The sequence below is a fragment of the Solidesulfovibrio sp. genome (assembly GCF_029978005.1).
Taxonomy (GTDB): Bacteria; Desulfobacterota; Desulfovibrionia; order Desulfovibrionales; family Desulfovibrionaceae; genus Solidesulfovibrio.
This window is the reverse complement of sequence record NZ_JARKOZ010000095.1, coordinates 1-16197: the sequence shown is the minus strand read 5'-3', so window position 1 is coordinate 16197 and position 16197 is coordinate 1. Positions and strand designations below refer to the sequence as shown.

At 68.2% G+C, this 16197-nt stretch carries 15 protein-coding genes; 10 read left to right on the top strand and 5 right to left on the bottom strand.

Annotated elements, in window-relative coordinates; all coding sequences use genetic code 11:
• Positions 1-55: 55 nt before the first annotated feature.
• The 3 genes from Q1K70_RS11130 (at position 56) to divK (ending at position 4114) form a co-directional block, all read left to right on the top strand.
• Positions 56-1114: a TOBE domain-containing protein gene (locus tag Q1K70_RS11130; RefSeq protein WP_300159221.1), complete on the top strand. Its 1059-nt coding sequence runs from the start codon at positions 56-58 to the stop codon at positions 1112-1114.
• Between the two features lie 27 nt (positions 1115-1141).
• A complete protein-coding gene (locus tag Q1K70_RS11125) occupies positions 1142-3514 on the top strand; it encodes a PAS domain S-box protein (protein ID WP_300159218.1) in 2373 nt (790 codons plus the stop codon).
• A 243-nt stretch (positions 3515-3757) separates the two neighbouring features.
• Positions 3758-4114 (top strand): DVU0259 family response regulator domain-containing protein, encoded by a 357-nt coding sequence (divK, locus tag Q1K70_RS11120; protein ID WP_300159215.1) that lies wholly within the window; start codon positions 3758-3760, stop codon positions 4112-4114.
• 263 nt (positions 4115-4377) lie between these two features.
• Here the strand turns inward: divK and larB are convergent, their stop codons facing one another.
• From larB to Q1K70_RS11095, 5 genes are all read right to left on the bottom strand, one after another.
• On the bottom strand, positions 4378-5157 hold the full coding sequence (larB, locus tag Q1K70_RS11115) for a nickel pincer cofactor biosynthesis protein LarB (RefSeq protein ID WP_300159212.1): 780 nt from the start codon (positions 5155-5157) through the stop codon (positions 4378-4380).
• Positions 5133-6008 (bottom strand): ATP-dependent sacrificial sulfur transferase LarE, encoded by an 876-nt coding sequence (gene larE, locus Q1K70_RS11110; protein WP_300159209.1) that lies wholly within the window; start codon positions 6006-6008, stop codon positions 5133-5135. Before larE ends, larB begins: the two co-directional genes overlap by 25 nt.
• Before the next feature lie 2 nt (positions 6009-6010).
• Positions 6011-7408: a nickel pincer cofactor biosynthesis protein LarC gene (gene larC, locus Q1K70_RS11105; RefSeq protein ID WP_300159206.1), complete on the bottom strand. Its 1398-nt coding sequence runs from the start codon at positions 7406-7408 to the stop codon at positions 6011-6013.
• On the bottom strand, positions 7405-8640 hold the full coding sequence (locus Q1K70_RS11100) for an MFS transporter (RefSeq protein WP_300159203.1): 1236 nt from the start codon (positions 8638-8640) through the stop codon (positions 7405-7407). Before Q1K70_RS11100 ends, larC begins: the two co-directional genes overlap by 4 nt.
• A gap of 86 nt (positions 8641-8726) precedes the next feature.
• Positions 8727-9935, bottom strand: a complete 1209-nt coding sequence (locus Q1K70_RS11095; protein WP_300159200.1) for an aldo/keto reductase — start codon at positions 9933-9935, stop codon at positions 8727-8729.
• Positions 9936-10226: 291 nt separating this feature from the next.
• Here Q1K70_RS11095 and Q1K70_RS11090 point away from each other — a divergent pair, with 291 nt between their 5' ends.
• The 7 genes from Q1K70_RS11090 (at position 10227) to cysS (ending at position 16197) form a co-directional block, all read left to right on the top strand.
• Complete coding sequence (locus Q1K70_RS11090; protein WP_300159197.1) at positions 10227-10811, top strand: LemA family protein; 585 nt, start codon at positions 10227-10229, stop codon at positions 10809-10811.
• A gap of 236 nt (positions 10812-11047) precedes the next feature.
• Positions 11048-11923 (top strand): YgcG family protein, encoded by an 876-nt coding sequence (locus Q1K70_RS11085; RefSeq protein ID WP_300159194.1) that lies wholly within the window; start codon positions 11048-11050, stop codon positions 11921-11923.
• Between the two features lie 9 nt (positions 11924-11932).
• On the top strand, positions 11933-12565 hold the full coding sequence (locus Q1K70_RS11080; RefSeq protein ID WP_300159191.1) for a hypothetical protein: 633 nt from the start codon (positions 11933-11935) through the stop codon (positions 12563-12565).
• Between the two features lie 118 nt (positions 12566-12683).
• A complete protein-coding gene (locus Q1K70_RS11075; protein WP_300159188.1) occupies positions 12684-13061 on the top strand; it encodes a ferritin-like domain-containing protein in 378 nt (125 codons plus the stop codon).
• Positions 13062-13121: 60 nt separating this feature from the next.
• The gene (locus tag Q1K70_RS11070; protein WP_300159185.1) at positions 13122-13925 is read left to right on the top strand and encodes a family 1 encapsulin nanocompartment shell protein; all 804 of its coding nucleotides are present in this window, start codon (positions 13122-13124) and stop codon (positions 13923-13925) included.
• A gap of 446 nt (positions 13926-14371) precedes the next feature.
• A complete protein-coding gene (locus Q1K70_RS11065) occupies positions 14372-14581 on the top strand; it encodes a TOBE domain-containing protein (RefSeq protein WP_300159181.1) in 210 nt (69 codons plus the stop codon).
• A gap of 158 nt (positions 14582-14739) precedes the next feature.
• The gene (cysS, locus tag Q1K70_RS11060) at positions 14740-16197 is read left to right on the top strand and encodes a cysteine--tRNA ligase (protein WP_300159178.1); all 1458 of its coding nucleotides are present in this window, start codon (positions 14740-14742) and stop codon (positions 16195-16197) included.

Sequence of the window (16197 nt, the reverse complement as noted above, 5' to 3'; positions counted from 1 at the left end):
CCGCAAAACGCTACGGAGGCGTTCCCCTATGGGGATTATCCCTAATGATCCGAATTTGTTCGAGGAAAATGACGATCCGAGCGCTTTTCCCGACGGCGGCGCCGCCGCTTCGGCCAAATACCTGACCCCGGAACAGATGGCGCAGCTCGATCAGGCTTTTTCCCGCTGGGTCGCCAACGCCCGGGGCAAGCGCTCGAAAATATCACGAAACCGCTGCCGACTCGTGTTTTTGATGCTGCGGCACACCGGAGCCAAGCTCGGCGAGGTGCTGGCCGTCCACGACGTGGAGGACTTCGACCTGGTGGCCCGCAAGGTGCGCCTCGGCGGGCGCGGCGAGGAGGCCCGGCCGTGGCGCGAGGTCTACATGCCTCACGAGCTGCACGCCGAACTGGGCCAGATCCTGCGCGACGCCGACTACGCGCCTTTTCGCGGCACGCTCTTCGCCCTGGACCAGGGCTACGTGCGCCGGGTGCTCTACGAGCGGGCGGCCGAGTGCGGCCTGCCCCGCCACATGGCCAACCCCAACACCCTGCGCCGGTCGCGGGGCATCGAACTGCTGCGCGGCGGCGTGCCCCTGGTCGCCATCCAACGCAGCCTGGGGCACCTGACGGCCAATTCCACGGCCGCCTTTCTGGAGCTTTCCGGCGAGGACGCCGCCGCCCTGGACGTGGCCCTGCTCGACCGGGAGAAAACCCCGGCCGAGGACAGCCGCAACGTCTTTTCCGGCAAGGTGGCCAACGTGAGCCCCGGCGACCTGCAATCCCTCGTCGAGGTCGAAACCCCTGGCGGCCACCGCCTGGTGTCGGTACTGTCCAACGACCACCTGCGGGCCATGGGGCTTCGCCGGGGAAGCCCGGTGACCGCCCGCATCCGCCCGCCCAGGCTCACCCGGGACGACGCCGGCCAGGCCGCCGCCGGCCCCAACCGCTTCCGGGGCGTGGTCGAGCGCATCATGGTGGGCGCGGACACGGCCGAGGTGGTGGTGCAGCTCGAGGACGGGGCCAGGGTGTGCTCGGTCATCACCCCGGAAAGCCTCGCCAACATGCGCCTGGAGGTCGGGGAGATCGTCTGGGCCATGACCGGGGCCTTCTCCATCACGGTGAGCGTCCCGTAACCAGCGCCCTTGGCGGCGGAGGGGACCATGAAGACGCGCGCATCGCGGAAAGCGGCCCGGCAGGGACCGTCGCCCCTGGACCGTTTCGCCCAGGCCTCGGGAGGCCTGCTCACACGCATCCGCTGCTCGCTGATCACCAAGCTGGCCATCGTCTCCGGCGCGGCCCTGATGTTCTTTTTCTTCCTGTGGTCCTCGATCAACATGGAAGCCATGGAAGCCCTGTCCATGGAAAACACCGTGTCCGACATCGACCGCCTGGGCACCACCATCATCCTCGGCCTGCACGACTCCATGCTGACCTACGCGCCCGACGCCACCCAGGAGATCGTGCGCAACATCGGCTCCCAGCGGGCCATCCGCTCCATCCGCGTCTACAACAAGCGCGGCGAGATCAAGTATTCCAACCAGACCACCGAGATAGGGGCCGTCACGGACATCAAGCAGGAGGCCTGCTACGTCTGCCACCGCCTGGAGCCGCCGCTGTCGCGCCTGGACATCAAGCAGCGCACCCGCGTGTTCGCCGACGCCACGGAGCAGCAGTGCCTGGGCATCATCTTCCCCATCCGCAACGACGTCTCCTGCTCGGGCGACCCCTGCCACGTGCACCCGCCCGGCAAGCAGATCCTGGGCCTGCTCGACATGGTGGTCTCCCTGGAGGGGCCGCAGGCCAACCTGGCCCGGTTCGGCCGCATCAACTTCCTTATGGCCCTGGCCATCGCCGGGGCGCTGTTCCTCATCCTTTTCCTGTGCCTGCACCTGCTGGTCAACCGGCCGGTGCGGCGCATGATGCGCGCCACCCGGGCCATCGCCCGGGGCGAAGAATTCCAGGGCCTGGACATGCGCCAGTGCGACGAGATGGGGGAACTCGGCCGGGCCATCGGGGCCATGGGCCGGGAGGTGCTGTCCAAGCAGGCCGAGCTCGCCCGCCAGATGAAGCGCTACCAGGACCTCTTCGAGCACGTGCCCTGCACCATCACCGTGCAGGACCGCGACCTGCGCCTGGTCAGCTACAACCAGCTCTTCGCCGGGGAGTTCCACGCCCGGCCCGGCGAATACTGCTACAAGGCCTACAAGGGCCTGGACGCCCCCTGCCCCAACTGCCCGGTGATCCGCACCTTCGAAGACAACCTCCCCCACGCCACCGAGGAGGTGACCACGGCCAAGGACGGCTCCAAGCGCAGCTTCTTCGTCAGCACCGCGCCCATGACCGACGCCGCGGGCAACGTCAACGCGGTCATGGAGATCAGCCTCGACATCACGGACAGCAAGTTCCTGGAGGAGGAGCTCGAACGCTCGCGGCGCAAGTACCTGGCCATCTTCAGCTGCATCCCCACGGCGCTGTTCGTCCTCGACCGCGAGACTCTGACCATCGTCGAGTGCAACCAGAAGGCCAAGGAGGTCTACGGCTACGAGCAGGGGGAGCTGCTCGGCAAGAGCTTCCTGGACCTCTTCGCCGACCGCGACCGCAGCGGCTACGAGCGCCGCATCCGGGAGCAGAGCGCCATCGACCGGGCCAGGCACGCCAAAAAGGACGGCGAGAGCATCTACGTCTCGGTGCGCGTGTCCACGGCCGCCTTCCCGGGCAGCCAGGTCTACCTGGTCTCGGCCACGGACATCACCCGCCGGCTCGAGACCGAGCAGCAGCTCATCCAGGCGGGCAAGATGGCCACGCTCGGCGAGATGGCCACCAGCGTCGCCCACGAACTCAACCAGCCCATGACCGTCATCCAGACCATCTCCGACTACCTCCTGCGCAAGACCAGGGGCGACGGGGCCGTGCCCCGGGAGCTCTTCCAGGAGATGGCCGAGGGCATCGGCAAGCACATCGCCCGGGCCACCCGCATCATCAACCACATGCGCGAGTTCGGGCGCAAATCCGAGCTCGTGGTCGAGCCCGTGGACCTCGGCGAGGTGCTCTCGCGCACCCTCGAGCTCTTCACCCAGCAGCTCAAGGTGCGCAACATCGGGGTGACCTGCGACATCGCCCCGGATCTGCCCAAGGTGCTGGCCGAAGGCAACCGGCTGGAGCAGGTGTTCATGAACCTGCTCCTCAACGCCCGCGACGCCGTGGAGGAGCATGCGGCCGAAGCCGGGCCCGGCGCGGCCAAGCGGGTGAGCCTGCGGGTCTACGCCGAGGACGAGGCCGTGACGGCCGAGGTCGCGGACACCGGCGGCGGCATCCCGCCCAACATCCAGGACAAGGTCTTCGAGCCCTTCTTCACCACCAAGGCCGTGGGCAAGGGCACGGGCCTGGGGTTGTCCATCAGCTACGGAATCATCACGGATTACGGCGGTTCCATCGATGTGATCAACGAACCGGGGCAAGGGGCGCGCTTCGTCATCCACCTGCCGCGCCTGCGGCCGGAAAACGGCCATACCGCCAGGGAGTTGCGCGCCTGAGCCGAAGGGTGTATGGTTTTGGAAACAATTTCAGACTATTATGCTTGGAAACAACCGACGAGCAAAACCCGGCCGCCGCGCCGACGCGGCCGCCGGGAAAGGGAAAACGGACGTGCCGCCCTTCCCCGAGCCCCGTTCCCTGTGCTAGGCAACCGGTATTCCCGTATGGCTATGGCGTAAATAGCGAGCAACCGCATCGGGAACGCGTCCGCCGCCGGCCGCGCGCCCACCAAGGAGTCGGAGATGGCCAAGAAAATCATGGTGGTGGACGACGATCCCCAGATCGTCTCCTATCTCGTCACGCTGCTTGGGGACAATGGCTTCGAGACGTGCAGCGCCAGCGACGGCGACGCGGCCATGGACGTGCTCGAACGCGAGCGTCCGGACTGCATCACCCTGGACCTGGAGATGCCCCACGAGTGGGGGCCGCGCTTCTACCGGAAGTTCAGCCAAAAGGACGAGTTCAAGAACATCCCCGTGGTGGTCATCAGCGGGCTGACCGGCCACGATATGGCCATCCGCAAGGCCGTGGCCGCCATCCACAAGCCTTTCGAGCCCGAGGCCGTGCTCACGGCCGTGAAGAAGGCCTGCGGCGAGTAACGGCGGCGTCGAGGACCGCCGGCCCGGCCCAGTCCGCCCGCCAAACGCGCGGGGACGCGTTTCGCGGGCGCAAAACGAGCGGCTTCCCCGGGACCGTCCCAAGCGGCGGGCCGGTCCCGGGGAAGCCCTGTCCATAGGGCCGCCCGGACGTTTTTTTCGCTCCCGGGGGTTCGGCGTGAGGCCGGGGACCCGGGCGTTTTCCGGGGACGGCCCCGGACGGCCGGCGCGGCCGGACCAGTACCGCCGGCCCTCCTTTCTTCGTTTTATCCTTTCCCGTTTTCCTCGGCGGACCGCCGGCACAGGTTGTTGACGCGGCAGGCGGCGCAGGCCGCGCCGAAGCCGTTGTCGATGTTGACCACGGTCACGCCGCTGGCGCACGAGGTCAGCATGCCGCAAAGGGCCGTGAACCCGGAAAGGGCCGCGCCGTAGCCCACCGAGGTGGGCACGGCCACCACCGGCTGGGGCACGAGGCCGCCGACGACGCTGGCCAGCGCCCCTTCCATGCCGGCCACCACGATGAGCACCCGGGCCCGGCGCAGGACGTCGATGCTGTCGAGCAGCCGATGCAGCCCGGCCACGCCCACGTCGCTGACGAGGAAGGCCTTGTGGCCGAACATGCGGCAGGTCTCGACCGCCTCCTCGGCCACGGGCAGGTCCGAGGTGCCGGCCGTGACCACGCCGATCTCGCCGTCGCCGCAGACGACGTCCTCCCCGCCCAGGGTCAGAGTGCGGGCCAGGGGGTTGTGCCGGACCCCGGGGCAGGCTTCGAGCACGCGCCGGGCCGTCTCCTCGGGCACGCGGGTGGCCAGCACCGGAGAGCGGTCGCGCAGGCGGCAGAAGATGTCCACCACCTGATCGGCGGTCTTGCCCGCGGCGTAGACCACCTCGGGAAAGCCGTTTCGAAGCGGCCGGTGCAGGTCGATCTTGGTGTGCCCCATTTCCAGAAACGGCAGGTCGCGCAGGCGCGCCATGCCTTCGGTCACGTCCAGTTCGCCGTTTTTGACGGCGGTCAGAAGCGTCAGGAGCGTCTCTTGGGTGTCCATGCGTCTTCGGATTCCGTTTCCCCGCCTGAGGCGGGCTGGTTGGGGCGGCTCGTCCGGTAGCCGGCCAGGTCCACGGTCACGTGGCGCAGGCCGAGCCGTCCGAGGCGGCCGGGCAGGTCGTTTGCGGCGGCGGCCGCCGCCAGTTCCGCGATGCTTGCGGCCGGCACCTCGATGCGGGCCAGATCGCCATGCAGGCGAAGGCGCGCGCCGGGGAAGCCGAGTTCCCGCAGCACGGTCTCGCCCTGCTCCACGCGGACAAGGTCCGCCTCGACGACGCGCGCGCCGTGGGGCAGGCGCGTGAGCAGGCAGGGGGCCGAGGGTTTGTCCCAGGTGGGCAGCCCGCGCTGCCGCGACAGGGCGCGGATGTCGGCCTTGGTCAGGCCGGCCGCGGCAAGTGGACTGGCCACGCCCAGTTCGGCAAGGGCCGCAAGCCCGGGCCGGTAGTCGCCCAAATCGTCGCGGTTGGTGCCATCGGCGACGCGGTCCAGGCCCTCGGAAGCGGCCAGTTCGAGCAGGCGCGAGAAAAGCAGGCGCTTGCAGCGGTAGCAGCGGTCCGGGGGGTTGTCGCGCACGGCCTCGGGAAAGGGCACGGGGAGGAGCCTGTGGCGCGCGCCGAGCGCGCCGGCCAGGCGCACGGCCTCCTCGACCTCGGCCCTGGCGGCGTAGGGCGGGGCCAGGGTGGCGGCCAGGACGTTCTCCGCGCCGAGGGCCGCCAGGGCCGCCTGGAGCAGGAAGGTGCTGTCCACGCCGCCGGAGAAGGCCACGAGCACGCGGCCCAGGCCGCGAAGCTCGCGCAGAAGAGCCGCTTCGCGCTGGGTGGGCGTCGTTTCCGGGGGGCTCATTCGGTCCATGGCTATTTCCCGCATTTGCCGACGGCGGCGTAGACCTCGGCCAGAGGCAGTCCGTGGGCCTCGGCCAGCCGGCGGCAGTCCTCGAACTCCGGCTTGGAGCGCAGCACCGCGCCGTCCATCAGGGCGTTTTTCATGGTCACCGGGCCAAGGGGCGTCTGCCGGGTCTCGAAGGCCACGTCCAGCACGATCTTGTCCAGGGGAAAGCTCTTGACCCCGAGCGTGGTGGTGTGGCGGAAGAGCAGTTCCGTGAAGCGGGCCTGGTCCGCCTCGCCGCACAAAAGCGACAGACAGGTGGCCGGCCGGCTTTTTTTCATGACGATGGGCGTGAAGTGCACGTCCATGGCTCCGGCGTCCATGAGCAGCTCCAGGGCCGCACCGAGCATCTCGCCGGTCATGTCGTCGATGTTGCATTGCAGGAGCCTGGCCGGCTGCGTCGTGCCGCGGACTTTGCCGCCCTCGGCCCGGGCCAGGTGCACGCGCAGGAGGTTGGGGATGGCCATGTCGCGGTGGCCGACGCCGTAGGCGGTTTTTTCCACGACCATGGCCGGGGCGTCCGTGAAGCGCTCGGCCAGGGTGGCGATGATGGCCGCGCCAGTGGGCGTGGCGGTTTCGGCCGCCGTCGCCCCCCGGGTGGTGGGGATGCCGTGGAGCAGTTCGACCGTGGCCGGGGCCGGCACGGGGATGAGCCCATGGGCGCAGCGCACGAACCCGCCGCCGAGCTCCACGGGCGAGGCCCAGACCGCGTCCACGTCCAAGGCGTGGCGGCATATGGCCGCGCCCACGATGTCCACCAGGGCGTCGGTGGCCCCGACCTCGTGAAAATGCACTGCCTCCACGGGCACGCCGTGGACGGCCGCCTCGGCCCGGGCCAGGCGGCGAAAGATCGCCAGGCTGGTGCGGCGCACGGGCTCGGCCAAGCCGCTGCCTTCGATGATGGCCTCGATGTCGGACAGGCCTCGGTGGGGGCCGTGCCCCTGGCAGGCCTGGCCATGGTCGTGGCCGGGCCCGTGATGGTCCCCGGCATGGTCGTGCGGCGCGTGGGCGTGGTCATGGCCGTGCTCGTGCGTATGGGCGTGCTCGTGCGCATGCTCGTGGTCGTGACCATGGCCGTGTTCATGCGTGTGGCCATGCTCGTGCCCGTGCGTGTGTTCGTGCCCGTGGTCATGGCCATGGCCGAGCGCGACGCCGTCGGGCGTGGCGTCGGCGAGGTCCACGTCCACCCGCAGGCCGGCGATGCCACTTTTGGCGGCCCGGGAGACGCGCAGGTCGAATTCCGCGTCGAGCCCGAGCCTGGACAGCTCCGTGCGCAAATGGTCCTGGTCCACGCCGAGGTGGAGCATGGCCGCCAGATTCATGTCGCCGCTGATGCCGGCGCGACAATCATAATAAAGGATCTTCATCTTCCGGTTCCCCCGCCTTGCCCGTCCCGGGCTCCGGTTTCGGATCGCAGTTCGATGGCCAGGGCCGTCGCGGCGCAGGCCATGCCAAGCAGGCACACCCCCGTCCAGCCGAAGCGGACGAAGGCCGCGGCCCCGACGGCCGAGCCCAGGGCGCCGCCCGTGAACATCACGGTCATGAACACGGTGTTGAGCCGGCTTCGCGCCGTGTCGTCCAGGGCGTAGACCCGGGTCTGGTTGGACAACATGGCGCATTGCAGGCCAACGTCGAGCAGAAGCACCCCGCCGAGCAGCGCTGTCCAGGAAGCCTGGAACGCGGTCATGAGCGCGAAGGCGACGGCCACCGAGGCCGCGCCGGCGACCACCACCCTTCCCTTGCGCCCGCCCCCGCCGTCCGCAAGTCGGCCGGCCACGGGCGCGGCCAGCACCCCGGCCGCACCGAGCAGGCCCAGCAGCCCGGCCACGGCGCTGCCCTGGGAAAAGGGCGGCCGCTCCAGAAACAGGCTCACCGTGGCCCAGAAGGCCACAAAGGAGCCGAAAAGCAAGCCCTGCACCAGTCCCGCCCGACGCAACGCCCGGTGACGGCGGTACAACTGCGCCAACGAGCGCAAGGTCCGGGCATAGGATATGGAAGCCGCGGGCGCAACCCTGGGCAACCGCCATGCCAAAAGCAGGCCCATGGCCAGGCAGGCCGCGCCGGCCAGGGCGAACATCGCCCGCCAGTCGGCGTATTGCGTGACCAGGCCGCTGACGGTGCGGGCGAGCAAGATGCCCGTGAGCAGACCGGCCATGACCACGCCGAGCACCCGGCCGCGCATATGCCCCGGGGCGAGCTGCGCGGCCATGGGCACCACCTGCTGGGCCACGGTGGCCAGCGCTCCGACGCAAAAGCTCGCAACCACGAGCATGGCGACGCTCGTGGCCGCGGCCGCGAAGCCGAGAGCCAGGGCCAGGGCGACGGCGGTCAGGAAAATGAGCCGCCGACGCTCGAAACAGTCGCCCAGACACGACAGGAACAACAGCCCCAAGGCGTAGCCGCCCTGGGTGGCCACGGCCACGCCGGCCACGCCCTCGGCCCCGACGCCGAAATCCCGGGCCAGCATGCCGAGCATGGGTTGATTATAGTAGATGCTGGCCACGAAGAGACCGGCCGCCACGGCCATGAGCAGGATGGTCCCGCCGCCCGGTTCCTTTTCCCCGGGCTCGGCCGCGAGGCTGCGCGAAGCGTGAAGCATGAAAAGACGTCTCCTCGATGCAAGGGGGCGGCCCTCTCCCGGCCGCCCCCGACATGCGTCGCCGTCCGGACGGGCCGGCGGCGGATTCAGTGCGGCCGGACCGTGAAGATCTTCCGGGCCTGTTCGATGCGCTGGGCCATGGCGTCGTCCTCCAGGTCGGCGACCACGGACTTGAGCACCTCGGGGATCTCGATGTGCTGCGGACACTTCTCCAGGCACTCGCCGCAGGCCGCGCACAGGGAGGCGAAGCCCGGGGCGTCCACGCCGATCACGCCGCCGACGCTGATCGCGTAATGGAACCGCGCCGCTTCGGCGTCGCCGGACATGTGCAGGCCGTTGTAGGCGTCGAAGCACTTGGGAATCTGCACGCCCATGGGGCAGGGCATGCAGTAGCCGCAGCCCGTGCAGCCGACCTTGAGCAGCTCCTTGTACTTGCCCCCGGCGCGGTCCACCAAGGCCATCTCCGCCTCGCCCAGGGAGCCGGGCAAGGCCTGATCGGCCACGGCGACGTTCTGGGCGATGTGGGCCTCGTCGTTCATGCCGGACAGCAGCAGCGTGACCTCGGGATGGTTCCACACCCAGCGCAGGGCCCATTCCACGGGCGCACGCTTGACCGTGGCCTCGTCCCATATCGCGGCCACGGCCGGGGACTGGGCGGGCCGGGCCAGACTGCCGCCGCGCAGGGGCTCCATGACGACCACGCCGAGCCCCCGCTCGGCGGCGTAGCGCAGGCCCTCGGTTCCGGCCTGGAATTCCTGGTCCAGGTAGTTGTACTGGATCTGGCAGAATATCGAGGGATAGGCGTCCACGATGCGCTTGAAGTCGGGCAGCAGGCCGTGGAACGAAAAGCCCGCGTTGACGATGCGGCCGTCGGCCTTGGCCGCGTCGAGGAAGCCGGTCACGCCGTGGCCGGACACCGCGTCCCACAGCGGCCCGTCCAGGGCATGGACGAGATAGTAGTCGATGTGGTCCGTCTCCAGGCGCTGCAGCTGCGCATCGAGAAAGCGGTCCATGTCGCCCCGGCTGTGCACCAGCCAGGAAGGCAGCTTGGTGGCGAGCTTCACCCGCTCGCGGTAGCCGTCGCGCAGGGCCTTGCCGAGCAGCGGCTCGCTGGCCCCGGCATGGTAGGGCCAGGCCGTGTCCACGTAATTGACGCCCGCGTCGATGGCGGCGCGGATCTGGGCGATGGCGCGCGGCTCGTCGATGGCCCCTTCGGGCGTCGCGGGCAGGCGCATGCAGCCGAAACCGAGGATGGAGAGCTTGTCTCCGTTTTTGGGCATGGTTCTGTAGAGCATGGCGTTCTCCTTTGGCTCCGTCTCGTTCGTCCCTGGCCTCCACGGCCGGGCCGGCCCTGGAGACTTGGCATGGATACTCCAACAACGGCCGGGTAAAAACGCCTATTCCGGGATATTTTTTGCCTGATCCTCCAATTATGGAAGAATAACGCCTTTGGGGATCGCCGGCGAAGCCGCATCGGACCGGCGGGTTGCCGCCAAAGCCGACGACGCCGTTCGCACCGAGTCTTGCCCCAGGCCGCCGCAGGGCTTATGGTGGCATATCGTCAGCCTACCCGCCAAGGAGCGCCCATGATCCGATTTGCCAGCCTGCTTTGCGCCGTCCTGGTCCTCGCCAGCCTGTCCGGCTGCGGCTACAACCAGATGCAGACCAACGAGGAGGCGGTCAACGCCGCCTGGGGCAACGTGGAATCCGCCCTGCAACGCCGCCTGGACCTCGTCCCCAACCTGGTGGAGACCGTCAAGGGCTACGCCGCCCACGAAAAGGACACCTTGACCGCCGTGGTCGACGCCCGGGCCAAGGCCACGCAGGTCAAGATCACCCCGGACACCCTGGCCGACCCGCAGGCCATGGCCGCCTTCCAGCAGGCCCAGGGGCAGATGCAGTCGTCGCTGTCTCGACTGCTGGCCGTGGTGGAAAACTACCCGCAGCTCAAGGCCGACCAGAACTTCCGCGATCTGCAAAACCAGCTCGAAGGCACGGAAAACCGCATCAACGTGGCCCGGCAACGCTACAACCAGGCCGTGGAGACCTACAACGCCTCCATCCGCACCTTCCCCAACTTCATCACCAACTCCCTGATGCTCCACCTCAAGCCCAAGGAATACTTCAAGGCCGACGACGCCGCCAAACAAGCGCCCAAGGTGAAGTTTTAAGAAGACGAAGAATGCCTCCGGCGGCCGGGGGGCATGATGCCCCCCGGACCCCCTCTCAGGGGGGTATGGTCATGGTCGGCGGCGAAGCGGTCGAACAGCGAACAGGCGATACGCCGCCCCTGAGCGGAGGCTCCATGCCAGTTTTTCAACTTCCCTGCCCTGTCAGCCTGCCCCGCCGTGGCGGCAAGAGGACCGCAGGCCCCCGTTTCCCCCTTCCGGGAGGTCCAGGAGGGGCAGTGCCCCTCCTGGCCGCCGGAGGCATCTTCCTCTTATTCTTCATCTTCTTCTCCTTCTCTCTCTCCCTCACCCTCGCCTCCACCGCCCTGGCCCTGGACGTGCCGCGCCTGACCGGGCGGGTGGTGGACGACGCCCGCATGCTTTCGCCGGAGACGGTGAAGGAGCTCGACGCCAAGCTGGCCGATTTCGAGCGCACGGACTCCACGCAGCTGGTGGTGCTGACCATCCCGTCCCTGGCCGGCGAAACCCTGGAGGAGTATTCCGTCAAGGTGGCGCAAGCCTGGGGCATCGGGCGGAAGGGCAAGGACAACGGCCTGCTGCTGCTCGTTTCCAAGGGAGACCGCAAGGTACGCATCGAGGTCGGCTACGGCCTGGAGGGACGGCTCACGGACGCGCTGTCCGGGCGCATCATCGACTACGCCATCCTGCCGGCCTTCAAGGCCGGCCGTTTCGACGCCGGCGTCCAAAGCGGCGTGTCGGCCATCATGGAGGCCGTGCGAGGCGAGTACAAGGCCGAGCCCGGCCGCGCCGGCGACAAGGCCCACAACGACGACAACGCCTTTTTCGGGCTGTTCATCCTGGCCGTCATCCTGACCGCCGTGCTGTCGCGGCTGCCGGCACCGGCCCGGGCCGGCATCTTCGGCCTGGTGCTGCCGGGGGCGGGCGCGCTTTTCGGCATGGGCCTCGGCGTGCTGGCGCTTTTGTGCATCGCCGGCGTGGTGCTCGGGCTCATCGGACCGGCGCTTTTCAGTTCCGGGCGCGGCGGCGGCGGCGGATTCTATTTCGGCGGAGGCGGCGGGTCCTCCGGGGGCGGCGGCGGATTTTCCGGCGGCGGCGGATCCTTCGGCGGCGGCGGATCGTCGGGAAGCTGGTAGGAGGCGGACATGAAACGGCTTGCCCACAAGTTTCTGGCCCGCGACGGCCAGGCGACGATCCTTGCGGCGGTGCGCGCGGCCGAGGCCAGGACCTCGGCCGAGATCGTGCCCATGGTGGTCGGGGCCAGCGACAGCTACCCCAAGGCGGAGCTGGCCTGCGCCGTGGCCGTGGGCCTTTTGGGAGCGGTCTTTCTCTGCCTTTTGGCCGGCACGCGCGACATGTGGCTTTTCCTGGCTTTTTTCGGCCTTTTTTCCCTGGCCGGCTTCCAGGCCGCCAGCCGGCTGCCGGAACTCAAGCGTCCTTTCGTCTCGCCCGGGCGCGCCCGCCACGAGACCTTGCAGGCGGCCCAGGCCGCCTTCTACGTCCACGGCCTGGCCGACACCCGGGAGCGCAACGCCCTGCTCGTCTACGTCTCGGTCTTCGAGGGCCTGGTCTTCCTGCTCCCGGACAAGGGTCTGGCCGCCGGGCTCGACGCACGGAAACTGGACGCCGTGGCCGCCTCCCTCTCCGAGGACATCCGCCGGGGCGACCCGGCCAAAGCCCTGGCCCAGGCCGTCTCCCGCCTGGGCGACCTCCTGGCTCCGGCCTTTCCGCCCCGGGAAGGCGACGCCAACGAAGCCAAGGACCTGATCCTCTTCTAGCCCTCCCCCGAAAGCCTTTCTTTCTTCACGGGCGCGGCGTTGCATTTCGCCGCGCCTGTGGCATAGTGCCGGCAATCGTCCGCCCGCTCCTGGGGCGGACACAGCCAAGGAGCACCACATGGATCAGTATCACGAGCCAGTCGCCGAGCTCTCGCCCTTGGACCGGGATTTCGTCCGGGCGCTGATGAGTCTCAAGGAAGAGATCGAAGCCATCAACTGGTACCACCAGCGCGTGTCCGCGGCCACGGACCCACAGATCAAGGCCATCATGGCCCACAACCGCGACGAGGAGATGGAGCACGCCATCATGGGCCTGGAGTGGCTGCGGCGCACCATGCCCGGCTGGGACGCGGTCATGCGCACCTACCTCTTCACCACGGGCGACATCACGGCCCTGGAGGACGCGGCCACGGGCGAGGGCGGACAGGCCGCCCCGGACAAGGCCCCGGCCTTGGGCGGGTCGCTGGGCATCGGCAGCCTCAAGGCCGGCCGCTAGCATCCCATCGTCATTCGTTCCACGGCGTCCGCGCAAGAACGCGGGCGCAAAGGAGACGTCATGGACATTCTCAAACGCGATCTCGCCCCCATCACCGCCGCCGCCTGGCAAGCCGTGGACAGCCGCGCCCGCCAGACGCTCACCACCATGCTCTCGGCCCGCCGGGTCGTGGACGTGGCCGGGCCGCTCGGCTGGGAATACGCCGCCGTGCCGCTGGGGCGCATCGAATACGCCAAGACGCAGTCCGTTTCCGGCATCACCTACGGCCTGCACCAGGTCAAACCCCTGGTCGAGGTCAAGGTGCCCTTCACCCTGGACATCGCCGAGATCGACAACGCCGCCCGGGGCGGCAAGGACATCGACCTGGCCGCCCTGGACGCGGCCGCCGAGAAGCTCGCCCGGTTCGAGGAGGAGGCCGTGTACCATGGCTTCGCTCCGGCCGGCATCAAGGGGCTCTCGGAAGTGTCGAGTCAGACGCGCATGACCTTGACCAAGGATCCCGAGGACATCGCCGAAAAAGTGTCCCTGGGGCTCACCGCCCTGCGCAAGACCTCGGTGGAGGGCCCCTACGCCCTGGCGGTCGGGCCCGAGACCTGGGTGGCCCTGTCCGGGCACGTGCGCGGCTATCCGCTGTCGCAGTACCTGGAGACCATGCTCGGCGGCGAGGTCATCGTCAGCCCCTTCCTGGAGGAGGCCTACCTGCTCTCCACGCGCGGCGGCGATCTGGAGATGACCTTGGGCGGCGACATCGCCATCGGCTACGCCTCGCACGACACCGAGAAGGTGGCGCTTTTCTTCCTGGAATCCTTCACCTTCCAGGTGCTCGACCCCACCGTGGTCGTGCGTCTGGATTGGAAGGGCTAGCACGGGCCGGCCGTTTTCCGCCGCGCCCGCCCGATCGGACCGGGCGCGGCGGCGGCCGCCCGCTCCGGTCCCTCGCTCCCTGTTCGCGACAGTCGTACCCGTGGCACCGACCCGAAACCGTCGCAAAAGTCCCATCCGTCGTATCGTAACGGCCCTGTCGTCACAAAGAAGACACTCAGAAACAATCCGTTTGAGCCAACATTCCAAAAGTAAAAGGGAAAAGGGTGGGTCATTAGTCGTCATACTGTCACGATTTTTTATAATTCGTGATTATAGTAGCATAATATATTGTAATAAATAAATTTCATAAAAATCTTATATCACACGAAAAAAATAATTTGCGTGTGACTTAAAAATGTCCTATTTCTTTTCCGACACAAGCATCGCAAGGCAGGCAGGCATTTCGTAGCACCCCGGCAACATACAACCCGTAAGGAGTCGCAGCCATGAAAGTCAGCGCCCGCAATCTCATTCCCGGCACCGTCAAGAAGGTCAACATCGGCATGGTCAACGCGGAAGTCGTCATCGAAGCCGCCCCCGGCGTCGAGATCGTCTCCGTCATCACCAAGGAGTCCGCCGAGCACATGGGCCTCAAGGCCGGTTCCAAGGTCAAGGCCATGGTCAAGGCCTCCAGCGTCATGGTGGTCACCGACTAGCTTTCGCCGCCCAGGCGACGCCAGGGCCGGCGGTTCCCCAGGGGAGCCGCCGGCCCTTGTCGTTTGCAGGGCAGGCGGAGGGGTTGCCCTATCCGGGCGTCCCTTGACTTTACGCCTCCCCTTTGCAAAGGGTGGGGACTTTTTCAGGGAGGCTTGGCATGCAGCTTTTCAACACCATGACCCGGTCCAAGGAGACCTTCGTCCCCCGCCGGCCGGGCAAGGTGGCCATGTACGTGTGCGGCATCACCGCCTATGACCTCTGCCATATCGGGCATGCCCGCTCGTCCGTGGTCTTCGACGTGCTGGTGCGCCACCTGCGCCGCAAGGGCCTGGACGTCACCTTCGTGCGCAACTTCACCGACGTGGACGACAAGATCATCAGGAAGGCCAACGCCGAGGGCGTCTCCAGCACCGAGATCGCCGAGCGCTACATCGCCGCCTTCTACGAGGACATGGACCGCCTCGGCATCCTGCGCGCCGACGCCGAGCCCAGAGCCACGCAGTACATCGGCGAGATGGCGGAGCTGGCCGAGCGCCTCATCGAAAACGGGCACGCCTACCGCACGCCCTCGGGCGACGTGTATTTCCGGGTGCGTTCCTTCCCCGGCTACGGCAAGCTCTCAGGCCGCGACGTGGAGGACATGCGCGCCGGCGCGCGCGTGGCCCCGGGCGAGGAAAAGGAAGACCCGCTGGACTTCGCCCTGTGGAAGTCGTCCAAGCCCGGCGAGCCGGTCTGGGACAGCCCCTTCGGACCCGGCCGGCCCGGCTGGCACCTGGAATGCTCGGCCATGAGCGAAAAGCTCCTGGGCATGCCCATCGACATCCACGGCGGCGGCCAGGACCTCGTCTTCCCCCACCACGAAAACGAGATCGCCCAGAGCGAGGCGGCCATCGGCGGCGAGTTCTGCCGCTTCTGGGTCCACAACGGCTTCGTGCGCATCAACACCGAGAAGATGTCCAAGTCCCTCGGCAACTTCGTTACGATCCGCGACATCTACGCGCGCTACCTGCCCGAGGTGCTGCGCTTTTTCCTGGTCTCCTCCCATTACAGAAGCCCGCTGGACTACTCCGATCAGGCCCTGGACGAGGCGGAAAAAGGCCTGCGCCGCATCTACGCCGCCATGGCCCAGATGGAGCAGGCGCTCTCCCGCGCCAAATGGTCCGAGACGAAGCTCCCCCCGGACGTGGCCCAGGAACTGGCCAAGCTGGAGGAAGGCTTCGGCGCGGCCATGGACGACGACCTCAACACCGCCCAGGCCCTGGGCCACGTGTTCGGCGCGGCGCGCCTGGCCGGCCGGCTCATGGAAGACAAGGCCATGGCCAAGAGCCGCGAGACGGCCGACGTCCTGCGCCGCATCCTGGCCGACCTGGCCGACTGGGGACAGGAGCTCGGCCTCTTCGGCCAGGGCAGCGAATCCTTTCTGGAGACGCTCAAGGCCAGCCGGGCCGTGCGCCTGGGCATCGACGCCGCCCGGGTGGAAGCGCTTGTAGGCGAGCGTCAGGAAGCCCGCAAGAACAAGGATTTCGCCCGCTCCGACGCCATCCGCGACGAACTGGCCGGACTTGGCGTCACCGTCATGGACACCCCGGCCGGCCCCCGCTGGGACGTGGCGTAG